This window comes from Dehalococcoidia bacterium (genome assembly GCA_021295915.1).
Classification (GTDB): domain Bacteria; phylum Chloroflexota; class Dehalococcoidia; order Lucifugimonadales; family UBA1123; genus VXRN01.
Genome location: JAGWBK010000013.1, coordinates 95,092 through 112,477, shown reverse-complemented (window position 1 = coordinate 112,477; position 17,386 = coordinate 95,092). Strand labels below are relative to the sequence as shown.

At 60.8% G+C, this 17,386-nt stretch carries 13 protein-coding genes; 2 read left to right on the top strand and 11 right to left on the bottom strand.

Features of this window, described 5'->3' with window-relative positions; translation table 11 throughout:
• Positions 1–2,300, bottom strand: a 2,300-nt coding sequence (gene tal, locus J4G14_06045) for a transaldolase (protein MCE2457361.1), incomplete at its 3' end; no start/stop codon positions are given.
• 219 nt (positions 2,301–2,519) lie between these two features.
• The gene (locus tag J4G14_06040; GenBank protein ID MCE2457360.1) at positions 2,520–3,719 is read right to left on the bottom strand and encodes an alkaline phosphatase family protein; all 1,200 of its coding nucleotides are present in this window, start codon (positions 3,717–3,719) and stop codon (positions 2,520–2,522) included.
• A 312-nt stretch (positions 3,720–4,031) separates the two neighbouring features.
• Here J4G14_06040 and J4G14_06035 point away from each other — a divergent pair, with 312 nt between their 5' ends.
• Positions 4,032–6,338: a hypothetical protein gene (locus tag J4G14_06035; protein MCE2457359.1), complete on the top strand. Its 2,307-nt coding sequence runs from the start codon at positions 4,032–4,034 to the stop codon at positions 6,336–6,338.
• On the opposite strand, the gene J4G14_06030 is transcribed toward J4G14_06035, so the two are convergent.
• A complete protein-coding gene (locus J4G14_06030; GenBank protein ID MCE2457358.1) occupies positions 6,254–7,636 on the bottom strand; it encodes an amidohydrolase family protein in 1,383 nt (460 codons plus the stop codon). The genes J4G14_06035 and J4G14_06030 overlap by 85 nt on opposite strands.
• Positions 7,637–7,950: 314 nt before the next feature.
• On the opposite strand from J4G14_06030, the gene J4G14_06025 reads away from it, so the two are divergent.
• Positions 7,951–9,564, top strand: a complete 1,614-nt coding sequence (locus J4G14_06025; protein MCE2457357.1) for a hypothetical protein — start codon at positions 7,951–7,953, stop codon at positions 9,562–9,564.
• Positions 9,565–9,633: 69 nt separating this feature from the next.
• Here the strand turns inward: J4G14_06025 and J4G14_06020 are convergent, their stop codons facing one another.
• The 8 genes from J4G14_06020 to J4G14_05985 all read right to left on the bottom strand — a co-directional run bounded on the left by J4G14_06020 (position 9,634) and on the right by J4G14_05985 (position 17,364).
• Positions 9,634–10,065: a PIN domain-containing protein gene (locus J4G14_06020; GenBank protein ID MCE2457356.1), complete on the bottom strand. Its 432-nt coding sequence runs from the start codon at positions 10,063–10,065 to the stop codon at positions 9,634–9,636.
• Positions 10,065–10,376 carry a ribbon-helix-helix protein, CopG family gene (locus J4G14_06015; GenBank protein ID MCE2457355.1) on the bottom strand — a complete coding sequence of 104 codons (312 nt, stop codon included), beginning with the start codon at positions 10,374–10,376 and terminating at the stop codon, positions 10,065–10,067. The genes J4G14_06020 and J4G14_06015 overlap by 1 nt, the downstream gene beginning before the upstream one ends.
• 46 nt (positions 10,377–10,422) lie before the next feature.
• Positions 10,423–11,046 carry a TlpA family protein disulfide reductase gene (locus J4G14_06010; protein MCE2457354.1) on the bottom strand — a complete coding sequence of 208 codons (624 nt, stop codon included), beginning with the start codon at positions 11,044–11,046 and terminating at the stop codon, positions 10,423–10,425.
• Between the two features lie 15 nt (positions 11,047–11,061).
• Positions 11,062–12,771, bottom strand: a complete 1,710-nt coding sequence (locus tag J4G14_06005) for an MFS transporter (protein MCE2457353.1) — start codon at positions 12,769–12,771, stop codon at positions 11,062–11,064.
• A complete protein-coding gene (locus J4G14_06000) occupies positions 12,699–13,742 on the bottom strand; it encodes an LLM class flavin-dependent oxidoreductase (GenBank protein MCE2457352.1) in 1,044 nt (347 codons plus the stop codon). Before J4G14_06000 ends, J4G14_06005 begins: the two co-directional genes overlap by 73 nt.
• Positions 13,739–15,931, bottom strand: coding sequence for a DNA helicase RecQ (gene recQ, locus J4G14_05995; protein MCE2457351.1), 2,193 nt, complete (start codon positions 15,929–15,931; stop codon positions 13,739–13,741). The genes J4G14_06000 and recQ overlap by 4 nt, the downstream gene beginning before the upstream one ends.
• A gap of 228 nt (positions 15,932–16,159) precedes the next feature.
• Entirely contained in the window at positions 16,160–16,759 is a 600-nt protein-coding gene (locus J4G14_05990) for a hypothetical protein (protein MCE2457350.1), read from the bottom strand.
• A 272-nt stretch (positions 16,760–17,031) separates the two neighbouring features.
• Positions 17,032–17,364: a hypothetical protein gene (locus tag J4G14_05985; protein ID MCE2457349.1), complete on the bottom strand. Its 333-nt coding sequence runs from the start codon at positions 17,362–17,364 to the stop codon at positions 17,032–17,034.
• Positions 17,365–17,386 lie beyond the last annotated feature (22 nt).

Genomic DNA, 17,386 nt, shown 5'->3' with positions numbered 1-17,386 from the left:
CCGCCGAGACCGCTGACATCGCCGACCCTGTACCTGACCAGCGGATGACCGTCGGATATGAGACGCTCTGCCAACGCATCCATCCCCGACTCATCCCCAGCCATCTCAAGAGACACGAACACCCGGTCGTCGCCAACCTGCCCGAGTGCCTCCACAGGCTCCCCCGCAATCGGGACTATGCCCATGCCGTCCTTGCCCAGACTCTCGGCCACAAGCTGCTCAGCCCACAGCCCAAACGACGCGAGCGAAGGCGACGTCAGGATAGTCAGCTTATCGCGCCCTGCAAGGGCTAGCGATCCCAGCACAGCCCCGAACCACGCTCCCGCGTTTGAAGAAACGGGAATAGTCCTGCCACACGCGCCCTGCATTGCCATAGCACTGTTCAGCAGGCCTCGTAGGTCGAATCCGATCAGCGCAGCGGGTACGAGACCGAAGTAGCTCAGCACCGAGTACCTTCCGCCTATGTCCGGCCTGTTGCGAAACACGCGCCTGAATCCGGCCTCCTGTCCAAGCTCGTCCAGTGCCGAGTCAGCGTCTGTGATGGCTACGAACCTGTTCCCGGCACTCTCAGCGCCGATCGCATCCTCGACCACGCTTCTGAAGAACTTGTAGAGCATGTTCGGCTCGATCGTGGTGCCCGACTTGGACGAGACCAGGAACAGAGTGCGAGCCGGGTCGATGGACTCCACAACACTCGCTATACGCGCCGGAATAGTCGAGTCGAGCACGATCAACTCCGGCCAGCCCAGCCCTGGCTTCCTCTCCCATGATAGGAGAGGGTTGCCTTCTCTTAGCCTCCTCTCCCTTGATGGGAGAGGATTGAGGTGAGGGTGAAGAGTAGAATCCCGCTCATCCCGGCCTTCTCCTACCATGGGAGAAAGAGCTTTGGCACACTGCCCAAGCACCTCAGCCCCCAGGCTGCTCCCACCCATTCCGAGCAGGACTACATGCTTCGTCCCCTCGTTTCGGACCGCGTTTGCGAATAGGGCGAGATCGTCCACGCTGCCCAGCATCGACGACGGCGTATCCAGCCAGCCGAGCCGGTCCGTGATCTCAGTCGGATCGGTCGACCAGAGTGTATGGTCGCCAGACCAGATGCGAGCTGCCGCATCGGAATCTTGTAGGGACGCCACCGCCTCGTCAGCGGTGGCTAGTGCTTTTCCCAGTGACCCTCCGGCAGGAGCTGCCACCGCTGATAAGAGCTTGTCTCGTTTGACGACTATGTTGTCGAGCAGTTCGTCGAAGGAGTCGGCGAACGCCTTGACCCCGGCGTGCATTAGCTGCGTGGTGACAGCCTCCATGCTGACGCCTCCCGCCTCCAGGGCGGAGATGACATCGCGTGACTCGTCGACGTCGTCATCGATGGCGGTCTGCGCCGTCCCGTGCTCCATGAACGCGGCGAGCGTCGCGTCTGGCATCGTGTTGACCGTGTGCGGCCCGATGAGCGTCTCCACGTACAGCACGTCGCTGTACTCCGGGTTCTTGGTGCTCGTGGACGCCCAAAGCGGCCTCTGCACCCTCGCTCCGTGCTCTGCGACCGCCCGGAACCTGTCGGTGCTGAACGTGGACTTGAAGTCCTGGTAGGCGATCTTCGCATTCGCGACCGCCGCCTTGCCAGCGTACTCGTCCAGCGCGCCGCCGGAGTCGCCGATCAGTCCGTCCACCGAGGAGTCGACGCGGCTGACGAAGAATGACGCCACTGACGACACTCGCGCCGGGTCGCCACCCGCCGCGACCAGGTCTTCGAGACCAGCTACGTACGCATCGCGCACCCTCGCATACATCTCCAGCGAGAAGATGAGCGTTACGTTGACGTTGATCCCCCTGCCAATCAGGTCCCGGATCGCGGGGATGCCCTCCGGCGTGGCGGGAACCTTGATCATCACGTTGGGACGGTCCAGCGCCAGGAAAAGCCTCCGTGCGGCCTTGATGGTCCCCTTGGTGTCGTGCGCAAGATGGGGGTTGACCTCCAGAGAGGCGAAGCCGTCAGCGCCCTCTGTTCTCTCGTAGATGGGCAGCAGTAGGTCGGCGGCGGCGCGGATGTCCTCGACAGCCAGCCCCTCGAAGAGGTCCTGCGGATCGCTACTACGCTTGGCGTGAGCGACGAGCGACTCATCGTAGTCGTCGCTGGACGAGATCGCCTTCTCGAAGATCGTCGGGTTCGATGTGAGACCCGTAACCCCCGAGTCGATCAACCTTTGAAGCTCACCAGTCTCGATGAGCGCACGGTACATGTTGTCGTACCAGACCGACTGACCAAGCCGGCCCAGTTGTTGAATTGGGTTGAGTGTCTGTGACACGGGCTGCCTCCTTCACACGATGGAGATGTCTTTACAGGTTAGTAGGCACCACCTGTTCAGTCATTCCCGCGAAAGCGGGAACCCACGTAGTGGCTCGCCGCTCGGCAATCCAAGGGTGGGGTGGTGTCGAACTCAGAGTTCGAATACCAGACCTGATAAAGTCTCCACGGTTCTCTATCAGTTATACCATCTTCGTGTGAACTCTGTGTTACCGACAGGTTAAGCCACGATAAACGGAATCCGCATCTCTTCCGGCGTGAGTCCCGAGTGGTGGCAGTTCAGCTGCACCATCCTCCCCGGTCCCCGCGCCGCGTTGTACTCCAGCATATCCGGCCCCGTCGAGATCGCGATCTGGTTCCCCAGCCGCTGCATGGCGACGTCCGACGGCGGCTCGGGCCCGAGCATCTCCAGCTTGATCGCCTCCTCCAGGTCGATCACCGCGAACCTCTCACCGAACCGGCGATCGAAGTACCGGCGCATCCGGTCCCCAGCCCACGACCACGTCGGCAGGTACATAACCCGCGCGTCTCCCGACGGCGGCGAGATCATCAGCGGCTGGATCTCGCGGTTGGGACGGAGCGTGTGACGCTGAGCCGCGGTCGCATCCAGCAGACCGTGATCGGCCGTGACCACCATGCGTCCCTTGTCGCCGATGGCCGAGTGCAGCCGCGACAGCTCGTTGTCCAGCTCGACCAGCGCTTGCAGCACCTCCGGCCGTGCCATCCCGTGCAGGTGCGCGAGGCTGTCAACGCGCGGCACATACAGGTACGTGAATGTAGGTTCGCTGGCGTTCAGCACACGCTCGGACACCACGTTGACCGCTTCCGAGAGAGACTTGTACCCAAAGCTCTTGAGCCCGCCGTTGAAGTAGTTCGAGTAGACCGAGTCCTTGATTCGCTCTGGCACGACGACCAGTCCGTCCCGCGTCATTCGCGACCAGGCCGACTTGACCGGAAAAGTCCGCTCCGGATCGATTCCCCGCTTCATTAGGTCTGCGCCTGTGCCGCGGTCGGTGTACTGGAGTATGGTCGCTACGCCGTTCATCTCGGGAAGGTAGGTCCACCAGCCCATGACCCCGTGCTCCGCTGGCCACTGAGCGGTTGTCAGCGACGTGAGCGCAACAGAGGTCGTGGAGGGAAAGACCGTCAGCATGTCGCTGTGCAGGTGAGTCGGCAGGAACGAGTCCTCAGGCAGCGTCTCCACCATGTTCATACCCACGCCGTCCGCAAGTGTGAGCACTAGGTGGTCCGCCGCCCCGATAGCTTCGACCATATCCTCGGCATGACCCGTCAGCTTGAGGTCGACGCCGCACAGCCTCGCAACCGCCCCCGCGAGGTCCACCAGGTTGGGGAGATCGTGACGAGGACGCAGCAGGATCCTGTCCGCAAACGCCTCTATCAGTGCTTCTACTCCGGGCATACCCCCTCCGGGCTTGCCCCGTAATCCGATACGGGGTTGATTAAGACTCCCCATGCTATCATGAACTTACCGGGCAGCACCTAACTCGCCACCAACAGGAAGCTGTGTCAATCTGGTAGGTGCCTGCTTCCCTAAGGAATCTAAAGTCCCCTCTCCCTCAGGGAGAGGGTTAGAGCCTGCCCCGGACTTGATCCAGGGGTGAGGGTGAAAACACTGCCTACCAAACGACACAGTCTCTTCCAACAGGCCCTCTCTACCTCAGAGCCTGCCCCGTACCCGATACGGGGGTAAGGGTGACATCCTCGCATACCAATGACGACACCCACCTCACCTGAATCCCTGGACGCGCTCCTGGCACAGTGGTCGGGAGCCATGGCCGAGTTGCACCCCGGCGACGTGGACCTGGGCTGGCAACTGCTCGATGCGGTTAAGTCCGTGTCCGACGTCGAGATCCAGGTGCGTGAGACCTCATCCCATGAGTGTCAGCTGGGAGTATGCATCGCCGACCGCGTTGGAACGCTGTCTCTGGTGAGCGGGCTGCTGACAGCCCACGGACTCGACATCGTCCAGGCCGATACCTTCACAGTCGCTCACACCGTCTCAACGCCGACCTTCACCGGTACGTCCCGGAGGCGAACGAGGAGACATGCCAATGGGCAGGTGGTCCGTCGCCGACCCAGGAAGACCCTCTACAGAAAGACCTCCACACCCTGGGCAGTGATGCTGTTCAACCTCAGGTCTCGCTCCGGACAGCCGCCCGATTGGGATGCGCTCAAGAGTGACATCGAGCGCGCGGGCCAGCAGTCGGCCACTGGGAAGTTCGACGCCGCCCGTCTGGAGGTGATTGAACGCTTCTCGCATACGATGCCTGCCTCTGAAAACTGGACAGATGGAAAACTGCCGGCGGATATCACCACTGACAACAAGAGATCAGACGATCACTCCGTACTGGAGATTACGTCTGGTGATACACCGGGCTTCCTGTTTGCCTTCAGCACCGCGCTCTCCAGCGTTCGTGTGAACGTCGTCAGGGCCAGGATAAGAACGGACGGGGACACCGTCCGCGACACCTTCTGGCTCACTGAGCCCTCAGGAGAGAAGATCGAGTCCAAACGTCGACTCGAACAGATCAGGGCCGCCGCAGCGCTCATTAAGCAGTTCACCCATCTGCTTCCCACCGCACCCGACCCCGGTCAGGCTCTGAGGCAGTTCAACCTCCTGACTTCCCAGCTTCTCTCTCGCTCTGACTGGACATCCGAACTTGAGGATCTCGAGTCTCCCGGCGTGCTTGAGACCCTGGCTGAGATGATGGGCACGAGCCGGTTCCTCTGGGAGGAGTTCCTGCGCGTCCAGCACGAGAACCTCTTTCCCGTTCTGCTGGACATACCCGGTCTCCACGCCAGCTGCTCGAGGGCCGTCCTGACGGACTCGCTCGAAGCTCTCCTGGCTGAGTGCTCCGGTCACGCCGACCGCGTCAGGGCGCTGAACGACTTCAAAGATCGCCAGATGTTCAGGATCGACCTGAGGTACATAACCGACAGGATCGACCGCAGGCAGTTCGGGGCAGAGATGTCGACCCTCGCCGAGGCGGTTGTCGAGAAGGCCTTCGAGCTCGGCATCGACTCGGCACGCTCCCGGTTCGGAGTCCCACGCCTCGAAGACGGCTCCGAGTGTAAATGGGCCGTGCTTGCTCTCGGCAAGTTTGGCGGCTCCGATATGGGCTTCGGCTCCGACCTCGAGCTGATATTCGTGTACGAGGCTGAAGGATCTACCAGCGGTTCCAAACCAACCCGCACGTCGACCTTCTTCAACGAGGTGGTACGCGAATTCTTACAGGTGCTCGAAACGCGACAGCACGGGGTTTTCGAGGTCGACATGAGACTCCGTCCGTACGGCTCCAAGGGGGCTATCGCATCTTCTCTGGCCGCTGTCGAGGACTACTACAGCAGCGGCGGCGATGCTCGACAGTTCGAGCGGCTCGCCCTCGTCAGGATGCGTCCCGTGGCCGGACATCCCGACCTCGGCGACCGTGTCATGCGCGTTAGGGACTCGTTTGTGTACTCCGCCGAGCCGCTGGACGTCGAGAACATCCGGCATCTGCGCCGGCGCCAGGCGGCCGAGCTGGTCGAGCGCGGCTCAGTCAACGCCAAGATCAGCTCCGGCGGGATAGTCGACATCGAGTACTACGTCCAGGCGTTGCAGATCGCCTGCGGTGTGGACGACCCGAGCGTGCGTCAGACGAACACGCTGGACGCCCTGGAGGCGCTGCAGGCGGGCGGTCACATCGACGGCGACCTCGCTGAAAGAATAGGGGAGTCCTACGGGTTCTTCCTCGGACTGGTTGACGCACTGCGCGTCGTCAGGGGAAACGCCTCCGACCTGAACATACCCGATCAGCACAGCCGGGACTTCCACCACCTCGCCCACCGGCTCGGATTCGAACCGGAGCTCCTGGATGACCGTATAGCTCGCCACATGGACGCCTCACGCAGCATGTGGGACGAGCTATGCTCCCCGGACTGCCCTAACCCCGGTCACCCAACAAGCGGCCCCGGCGGAAGCCGCACAGGGAATGGAACATCAGGGTTCTCATCAACCAGCCTGCTCCACACCTTGTGACCGATCGCTTCTGACCGCGCGATCACATCGTCTTCGTCAAATGCCAGGATGCGGCTGTCCCGCATGACCCACGCCCCATCCACCATCAGGTCAGTGATGTCGGCCGGCTGCGCCTGGTGTACGAACACGGAAACTACCCTCAGCGTCGGCACCAGGTGCGACCGCCTAAGGTCGACCATGAACAGGTCGGCCTTCTTACCGACTTCCAGGCTGCCGACCTTGTCTCCCACCCCAAGCGCCCTCGCGCCACCGATTGTCGCCCAGTCGAGCACGTCTTCAGGCTGCGGCCACATTTCGTCGTTCCGCCTGACTCGCTCGTGGAACAGTGCAGCCCTCACCACCTCTACCATGTCCTCAGCCATGTTGTCCGAGCCCATTCCGATCGGACATCCCGCCGCTTCCAGCTCGAACGCCGGAGCCGCCGCACCGCGACGGGCTGCGATCGCCGGGTTGTTGGAGATCGCCACGCTGTGCTGACCCAACAGAGCGATCTCCGAGTCGTCAACATAGCGACAGTGCGCGACCACCAGCCTGTCGCTCAGGAAGTCGTTGGCGAACAGGTACTGCGTCGGTCGTACGCCACGCGTCCTCATCACGCCCTCCACCTCCAGTGAGCTCTGGGAGAGGTGAATCGTGTACCTCAGACCGTGCTCGTCTGCCAGCTCGACCGCCCTCCGAAGCAGTGCAGGGGAGCACAGCTCAGGCGCGTGTGGCGACACGAAGCACTGCACACGACCGTCGCGCTGTCCGTGCCACGACGATATTAGATCGACGCTCCTCTGCAGTCCGGCCTCCAGCTTGGCCTCCGAGAACTCGTACCGCCCGACACTGAACTGCTCGTCATCTATGTCGTTGAAGTTCTCCGAGAGAAACAGGCGCAGGCCCGTGTCCGCCAGCCTGTCGGCATACTGCGGGATGTTGTCCGAGATTTCCAGCAGCGAGGTCGTGCCGCTCCTGATCGCCTCCGCAGCGGCGAGCCGGATGAAGACGTTGCGTTCGTCTACGTCCAGCATCCCTCTGCCCGTGGTCGGAAACTTGAGCGTCGTCGGAAACCCAAAGTCCTCCAGGATGCCCCGGTCGGCTGTGGCCAGCATATGTGTATGACAGTTGACGAACCCCGGAAACACCGCGCGTCCGCGCCCGTCGACACGCTCAGCGTCAGGATATCGCGCCTCAACCTCGTCACTCGGCCCAATCGCGACTATACGTCCGTCCTCGATAGCCATCCCCGAGCCATAGTGAATCGCCCGCTGCGGGTCACACGTAACGATCGTAGTGTCAGTAATAATGGTGGTCATTCCTGCATTCCCTCCTATCCGACGGGCAGAGGCATGTATTTTGCAGATCGTCGTTCCGGCGAAGGCCGGGACCCAGAGTTCGCATACAAACGACTCGTTGGTCTACATCCCCGTCTCCTACTGTCCGGCGATACTAGCACGAAGGAGCGACACGCGAGACTCTCACTCCTAACTCCTCTCCAGTCACTCCTGGCGTTTCGGTTGCCGCTCCTACGGGTTTCAAGTATCCTACCCGTGCATTTCAGCAAACTGAGATTGACCCGCCCATTTGCGGGTGCAGGGCGTGCCCTGCTCGGAAACGAAAGGAGAATTAAGTGGACGGATTTTCTGCAATAGCTCGAATCCTCAAGCTCGAAGGCGTCGAGTGGGTGGCCTGTTACCCATCGAATAACCTGATCGAGTCCGTTGCCCAGGAGGGCATTCGCACCATCATGTTCAGGCATGAACGCGGCGCTGTCATGGCCGCGGACGGCTTCAGCCGGGCAAGTAACCGGCAGAAGTTTGGCGTTGTAATCACCCAGGGCGCCTCTGGTGCCGAGAACGCTATGGGCGGCATCGCGCAGGCGTTCGGCGACAACGTCCCGGTACTGCTGATTCCTGGAGGCACCGGACTTGCCGCCTGGAACATCAGGCCCAACTTCTCCCCCGCTCGTGCGTACGCTCCGATCTCCAAGCAGACTGAGGTAATCCTCACACCCAGCGAGATAGGCAACGCAATGCGCCGCGCCTTCCATGCGCTCCGCAATGGACGCGGCGGACCTGTCACCGTTGAGACTCCAGCAGACGTGATGGCCGCCGACGTGCCCGAAGGGATCACCGAGAACTACAGATCGCCGGGCCGCTCGATGTCCGCGCCTTCACGCTCGGACGTTAAGGACGCCGTCAAGCTCCTTCTCGAAGCCAACAACCCGGTGCTTTGGGCTGGCGGAGGCGTGCTCTTCGGCGACGCGACCGATGAGCTCATGGAGCTCGCCGAGCTGCTCGACGTGCCCGTGTACACCACCATGCAGGGCAAGAGCGCCTTCCCTGAGACGCACCCGCTGTCTCTCGGGGCCGGCTCCGGTGCGACGACCTGGCCCGCGCGCAAGTGGCTGCTTGAATCCGACGTGCTGTTCGCCATCGGCTCCAGCCTCACCCACACCGGCTACGGCCAGCCCATTCCCGCAGGCAAGGTGCTAATCCAGAACACAGACAATGTCGATGACATAAACAAGCAGGAGAGCGTCGACGTAGGACTTCCGGGTGACTCCAAGGAGACCCTCGCAATGGTCATTGACGAGGTCAAGGCCGCCATCGGCGAGACTCCCAGGAACACCGGCGTGCGCGACCGGATCGCCGCCGAGAGGGAGAAGTGGATGGAGGAGTGGACTCCGCTGCTCCAGTCGGACGAGGTACCGATCAACACCTACCGCGTCATCCACGAGATCAACACGACTCTGGACAAGTCCAGGTCGGTCGTTACCCACGACGCGGGCGCGCCCCGCGACTCGATCATCCCGTTCTACGAAGCCACCACGCCTCACGGCTACGTCGGCTGGGGGAAGACCACCCACCTCGGCTTCGGCATTCCGCTGATGATCGGCTCCAAGCTGGCCAGCCCAGACAAGTTCTGCCTGAACCTCATGGGCGACGGCGCGTTCGGCATGTCCGGCCTCGACACCGAGACCGCGCAGCGCTCAGGCGCTCCGATTACGACGGTCGTGCTCAACAACGGCGGCATGGCGACCTACCCGGGCGGCTACCCGACGGCCCGGACGCAGTTTGGCGTCACCGAGATGACGGGCAACTACGCTAACGTGGCCGAGTCCTTCGGCGGAGTAGGCATCATGAAGCAGGCGCTCATAGACGCCCAGCAGCACAACGCCGACGGCAAGACGGTCATCATCGACGTCCACTCCAACTTCGAGGCCAAGAAGTCCAGGTTCTAGTCCGTCACTGACAGACTCAAAACGGGGCGGCTCCCAGAGCCGCCCCTGTTTGTTGAATCTCTTCTTTAACTATGGTGGTGGGACTTCACCCAAGAATGGATTGACTATCCGAACGCCTTCTACAACTTGTCCATGGCTGAAGTCTTCGGTAAGAATCGTGTCGACTCCGTTCAGCTTGGCCGCGGCCCAGATCAGGCTGTCCCAAAATGCGAGTTGATGCTCTACCGCTCCCCTCATCCCTTCCTGTACGACGTCCGTCGTGACTGGTACGATTTCCCAATGCTCGATAAACCGCTGCACCGTCACGCGCGCACTGGAGAGTTCAATCGGATTGGGGATATTTCGTGTGACGGTATTGAAGAATTCGTTCAGGATCTGCGTTGATAGCACTCCACGCTTGCTGAGTTCGAGTTGTGTGAGCACTTCAATGGCCCGTCTGGTTTTACGCTCGTCTCCAGGGTCGTATGCGTAGACCAGAATATTCGTGTCCACCAGAACCATTAACGGTAGAGGCCCCGCTCTCTCATTATCTCATCGTACATTTCTTCTCTCGTGAGCCGATGAGGATAGCCATCCCCGATCGACCGGCCTTCGAGCCGGCTCTTCATGAACTCGATCTCCTTGAGCCATGATCTGCGATCCGACAGGCGATTGGTCTCACTCTTGACCTTATGGTCTCCGTCGTCGATGTACGTGCAAATCGCGCGCTCAATCAACTCATCCTCGCTGATTCCCAGCACCTCGGCGAGCTTCCTCAGACCCTCGTCCTGCTCCGAATCTATATACACCTGTCTCTTGATCTTCTGCGTCATCGCAATTCGCCTCTCACGCGGCACTGCATTGAGCCTACAGTGTACATCACTGCAACTGCTGGAAAGCCCCCTCAGTACGACCCTCGGCCTCCCCACTCGGGCCGGAGTCCGCAAGCAGCATCTCCACCCACTCCTCCAGCTTGTCTTCAGGAATCGCCCCGACCCACCTGCCCTCTACGACACCTGAGGAGCCAATAAAGAACGTGACCGGCAGCCCGATCACCCCGTACTCGACGGTGATCGCTCCGTCAGGGTCCACCCCGTTGGGGAACGTGAGACCGAACTCGCGCACGTACGCCTCGGCGTCCGAGACTGCATCCTGTATGTCCACGCCAACGAACTGGATGCCCGTATCCTGATACCGCCGCCATAGCCGCTCGAACGACGGCGACTCCTGCCTGCACGGGGGACACCACGAGGCCCAGAAGTTGATGACAACCGGGCTTCCTTCGTGATCTGACAGCCTGAACTCGCCGTCCTCTGGTGAGCTTGCCGGATCCACATCCAGCAGCCGCATCGCGAAGTCAGGAGCCGGCTTCCCGACCCTCGTTATCCCGCTGCGACCCGTCGCCGGTGATCTGTTCGACAGCCCGTACGCCAGTGTCGCAAAGAGAGCGAGTACCAGCAGACTGAAGATCGCGATTGAAATAAACTTCCAGCGCGTGCTCATCTTATGTGTGAAGCATCAGGCGTCGCGCGCCCTGCCTGTTTCAGGCACCTTGAGGAACAGAGTCGCCACCAGCGCGATCGCGACAAGGACCACACTGACCGTGAACACATCGCTGATGGCCCCTGAGAGCGACGACTTGAGCGCGTTCAGGAACTGTTCAGCCATCTGCTGACCTTCCGGCCCCGTGAATCGCGCCTGTAAGTCTGCCAGCGCGGACGGGTCGACGAGCGCCTGAGGGTTCTCCTTCATGGCCTCGATTCGCTCTGGAGGCAGCACGTTGCTAACGGAGTCCGGCAGAGACTGATCCAGCTTCGATGCGAACCGGTTTGCCATCACCGCGCCGAGCAGCGCCAGCCCGAGCATCCCGCCGATCGACCTGAAGAACTGCAACGCCGAGGTCGCCGTGCCCATGAGCCTGTATGGTATGGAGTTCTGCACTGACAGTGTGAACGTCGGGAACGTCGATCCCAGCCCAGCTCCCATTATCACTATGTACACCACCGCACGAGCAAACGACGTGTTCTCGTCCATCGTGGACACCAGGAACAGCCCTGCGGTCATAAACGCTACGCCCCCAAGTCCGAATACTCGGTAGCGCAGCCCCGTTCGCGCGAGCAACTGCCCAGAAAGTGTCGCGCCAACCACAATCCCCAGCATCATCGGTGTGAGGAAGCTTCCACTGCTGGTTGCCGACGCCCCCAGCACGCCCTGGAAGAACAGCGGAATAAAGATGATCCCCCCGAACATGCCGAACCCGGTGAAGAACGTGACGATCAGAGACACCGCCACCATCCGGTTGCGGTAGATCTCGAGTGGCATGATCGGCGAGTCGCTTCTGTACTCTATCGTGATGAACGCCGCGACCATGACCACACCAATTACCAGCAGCCCGACGACCTGAGGCGACGCCCACCCATACTGCACGCCGCCCCATGACAGCGCCAGCAGGATCGGCACCACGGCAAGCACCAGCGTGACCATGCCCGCGTAGTCGTGCCTACGGTTCTCGACCTCCGGCTTGATAGCAGGGAACAGGAACGCGATCAGCAGCAGCACCGGGACGCCAATCGGCACGTTTATGAAGAACACCCAGTTCCAGGAGATGTTGTCCGTGATGAAGCCGCCAAGAGTCGGTCCTATGACCGACGACAATCCGAACACGACGCCGATGAACCCCTGGTACTTGCCCCGGGTCTCTGGTGGGAACAGGTCGGCGATGGCCGTGAAGCTGTTCACCATGATGATGCCGCCGCCCAGTCCCTGGACCGCGCGGAACACGATCAGCTGGTTCATCGTCTGGCTAAAGCCCGCGAGCACCGATCCGATGAGAAAGACGACTATCCCGGCCACGTAGAAGATCTTGCGCCCGTGAATGTCCGTCAGTCGACCAACGATCGGCACGGCTGTCGTGGACGCCACCAGGTACGCCGTCGTCACCCACGTGAATCGGTCGAACCCGCCGAGATCGGCGATGATCCGCGGCATGGCGGTTGCTACAACCGTCTGGTCAAGCGAGGCCAGGAACATCGCCAGCATCACGCCAAACATCGTGAGAACGATCTGACGTGTCGGAAGCTGGACGAATTCCTGCGCTACCGACTGATCGGCAGCACTGCCTGCCCCGGGAGTAGTCTGGCTACGAGGGTTGCCCCTCACGTCGCTGCCCTGAACCTTGGCATCACCTCGTTCGCGAACAGCCTGAGACTCGCCTCGTTGTCCTCCCACGACATCGGCCCCACCCTGAACTGCAGGATCAGACCACCGATGCCAATTCCCTGCAGCCGCTCGATGCGCTTGGCCACAGTGTCGGGCGAGCCGAATATCATGCTGTTTTCGACCCTGAACCTCGGGTCAGCAAGGCCCGTGCTGACCGACGACATCTCCTCGGCCGTGTTGAGCTTGAGCCGGGTCTCATTGATATGCGTTCTGCCTGCCACGTGTACCCGCGTTGCGACCCGTTCGGCGTCGGCATCGTTTTCAGCGACGTACATATTGCGCCAGATCCAGGAGTTCTCCATGGCCCATTTCACATGGGCCTCGTCGTATCCACTGTCGCGCATGGAGTCCTGGTACACGCTGAACCGTCTCTCGGTCTCGTCATCCGGCTGGACCACGAGCATTAGGGGACGACCCTGTTTGCCCATCTCGACCATCGAACCTTCGGTCGCCACCGCGCGGATCATCGGAGGGTGAGGATTCTGGTACACCTTCGGCCTGAGCACAGGCAGATCGATGTCGAAGTACTCGCCCTTGTGACGGTAGTTCTCCGTCGTCCAAGCCTTGGGCAGGATATCTTCCGACTCCAGGAGGCGTCCCTGCGCTTCAGAGAACGGGATGCCGTAGCTTCTGTATTCGTAGAAGTTGTAGGCGGTCCCCCGGCCGATACCAAGGATGATCCGCCCATTGCTGATGTTGTCTATCAGCGCGATCTCCTCGGCCAGTCTGATCGGATGATGCAGCGCCATCTGCACAGCCGCGAACCCGATCTGCACACGCCGGGTGCGCGCCGCCACCGCAGCCGCAAAAGTCACCGGATCGACATACGCGCACGCACCATCGATGTGATGCTCCCCCAGCCATACGGCATCGAACCCGAGCTCCTCGGTCAGCTCCGCCTCACGCAGCGCGTCGGTAACTGCGTCGTAGTCCGAGTCTGGAGTTGGGGAGTGCGGGAATAGAAAGTTACTGAATTTCATATGACCTCTTCCGTTTCAGGCTGACTTACATTTCGCTGATGTCTCAGGAAGGCTCTGGCCAGCCGCAGTTCCCCATATTCGAAGTCGTCGCCAAGATGGTCCTTGACCGGTTTCAGCGGGGCGTCGCCCAGTATCTCAAATGCTGATCTGATCTCTTCTATTCTGGCCTCGTCAGGCAGATATGGACTCGGATCAGAAATTGTGCCGGTCTCGATGAGCTCCGCAAGATGGCCCTCGATGGTAACTGGTGAGAGTTCCCTGAGCTCTGCAATCAATGTAAGCGAATGACCTTGTCTTGCCAACTCCCGCGTCTGGGACAGCGTGTCACTACCTGTAGCTCTCTTACGCTTGCCGGATGTAGGTCTGGCCCTGGCAATTGGGACTTCCTTCAGCCCATTGTCCGCCGCGTGACTGCGTATGACCTCCAGGAACTCTGGCCCAAAGTCCTGCATCTTCTTTTGGCCAACACCGCTGATTTTCAAGAAGCTGTCCACGCTGTGCGGGTAGTAGTGGGCCATCTCCCTCAACGGCGCGTCGCCGAATATAACGTATGGAGGCACACCCAACTCAGCCGACAGCCGGGTCCTGATCTTCCGCAGCTTCTCGAAGAGGACTTGGTCGTACTCCAGGTCGACCGTCTGACGCAACGGTCTGTCCGAGTGACTATTCAGTGTTGGAAGGCGGATCTCTTCACGACTCCTGAGAAACTCACGCCCCTCGGGAGTCACGGACAACGTCGGGTACTCGCCTCCCAGGTCGAGCAGACCACGGCTTACCAGCATGGTCATCAGCTCCCTCAGCGCGGATACAGAGTAGTCGTCCACAATCCCGAACACTGACAGGCTGTCGTGCCCAAGCTCCTCGACTCGTTTAATGCTCGCCCCCCTCAGCACCTGGGCTATGTAGGTAGACCCGAAGCGCTCCCCCGTACGGATCACTGCCGAGAGTATCTTCTGGGAGATCACGGTCGCATCGAACGTGTCCGACAGGCAGTTGTCGCAGTTTGCACAGTTCGCTTGATTGGGACTCTCACCGAAATGCCTTAGTAGAATGGCACGCCTGCAGGATGTCTGCTGACAGTACGATACGACCGCGTTCAGCTGCTGCTCGGCGACCATTCGCTGCGTCTCATCCGCAATCCGGTCTATGAGATACCTTTCGCGCTCTCGCTCGCGATGTCCATAGAACAGGATACATTCAGCCTCGAGGCCATCCCGTCCCGCGCGTCCGGACTCCTGGTAGTACCTCTCTATCGAGCGAGGCGTCTCATAGTGCATGACCATCCGCACATCCGGCTTATCTATGCCCATACCGAATGCGACCGTTGCTACGATCACTCGCGCCTCGTCCCTGACGAATCGCTCCTGGTTTCTCGCCCGGACATCGTCGTCGAGTCCCGCGTGGTAGGGCAGTGCGCTGATGCCGTCCTCGGTCAGGTCAGCGACCATGCTTTCCGTACCCGAGCGAGAGCTTCGATACACGATTGCACTGGAGTCCGGGTTGTCCCTGAGCCAACCGACTAGAACGTCATACCGATCGCTGTTCGGCAGCACACTGTACCGCAGATTAGGACGATCGAAGCTCGCCACGAACCGCGCCGGATCGCGCAGCCCAAGCTGGGTCTCGATGTCCTCCCGGACCTGCTCAGTAGCCGTCGCAGTCAGCGCTATGAACGGTGAGTCTTCACTCAGGTGTCTCAGCACACGCAGGTTGCGATAGTCCGGCCTGAACTCGTGCCCCCACTCAGATATGCAGTGCGCCTCATCCACGGCGATCAGGCTGATATCTATCGCGTTCAAGAATTGCTGGAAACCCGGTTGAACGATGCGCTCCGGCGCCACGTACAGCAGCCTGGTCTCACCGTGGAACGCCGACTTCTGGACCCTGATCTGCTCATCCCTTGGCTGAGTGCTGTTCAGGAAGTCTGCCGGCACCCCGTTTCGCTTGAGCGCGTCCACCTGGTCCTTCATAAGCGCAATCAATGGAGAGACCACCAGGGTCACGCCCGGAAGCGCGAGCGCCGGAAGTTGGTAGCACAGCGACTTGCCCCCGCCGGTGGGCATCAGAACGACAGCGTCACGACCGCCCATCACCTCGTCAATGACATCTTCCTGGAGCGGGCGGAACTCGTCGAAGCCGAAGTATCTCTTGAGCAGAACCTGCGCTGAGCCTGTCGAAGCGTTCCTCACCAAGCCATTATAGACGACGAATTCCCGCCGAAACCCTGTGATCTAAGGGGCAATTGCCCGCTCTCCCTTGATTGGCTGACAGGGGTATGTAAAAGGTACACAGATAGGTATGAGTACCACCAACAGACCCCCTCTCCCTGGGGAGAGGGTTGGGGTGAGGGTGAAAAGGTCCTAATTCCGACCCACTCGTCGTTAACCCATACTCCCATGGATCCCGGGTCTCACTCCTCACTCCCCGAAAACCGTCTCAGCCGCCAGCCTGTCGTAGGCCTGCTCAGTAAGCGTGGTGAAGTGGGATACGTGCTCCACCCGCAGCGACAGATCATTCTTGAGGTTCAACATCGAGTAGGTCGCGTTGTAGAACTCCATGGCCGACTCTATCGGGTACTGCCTGCGCCAGCCCTCAGACCACGGACCGGGAGGATCGGTCGCGACTTCCATCCTGGCGAACTCGGTCTCGACGAAGCGCCGGGCGATCTCGTACATCGCATCGACCACGTCGTCCGGTGTGTACCCCTCGAGTCCCCTGTTCTTGAAGAGGACTATCTGGTACAGCAGCATCCACCAGAACAGCACGACGAGCACAGGATCACTCACACGCTTGGAGTGTTTCTTTAGTCCCCAGTCCAGCCGTCGGTCATTGTTCTTCACCAGCAGTTGCTGCAGCGTCTGACCGGAGGCGTCGCAGAGCATGTTCCACAGCCTCGCTCTGGACTCATCGAGGCCGTCCGCCTCAGCCCTCGAACGGGCGACACCGACTACGCCCTCAATGGACTGTCCCAGCGCCCGTCGCCTCTGCCCCGGCATAAACAAGTCTGCTATTCCCATACGTCAAACCTGCAACTCAGCCAACTGCCCCCTCCCCCTAGAGATTTGCGGGGGTATCCGACTGAAGCCTGTAGCCTTTGACCTCAATCAACGCCCCCTCTCCCTCGAGACTTGCGGGGGTATCCGACTGAAGCCAGTAGCCTTTGACCTCAATCAACGCCCCCTCTCCCTGGGGAGAGGGTTGGGGTGAGGGGGAAAGTCGCGACTCCACACCTCATGTCACGCTTAATGGACAAAAGCACCCCCCAGCCCTTGTCCCCACTCCTCTTATCCTAATCATCCTTCGCAGCAAAATACCCCTCGACATACCCAAGCTGCACCGCCCGCACCAGCGCCGGAGCAATGGCCTGCGGAATCACAGACCCAAGCCCGCCCGAGCTCGCCGCCAGCCGCCCCAGGTTTTCCGTAGCCAGGTTCGCGACCACCGCCACGAACGGCTGAATCCAGTCAGGCGTGTACTGGTCCGCGCCCGAGTTCGGCCTCGACTCCTCCGCAAATATCAGCGCGTCCACAGCGCCATCGTCACCGTGCCTATCCGCAAGCATGGCCAGCGCATTCTCATAGTCCATCTCGAACTGCTGAAACGAAAGCTCAGGGTTCGTCACCGCATACCTCTATGTCCAAATT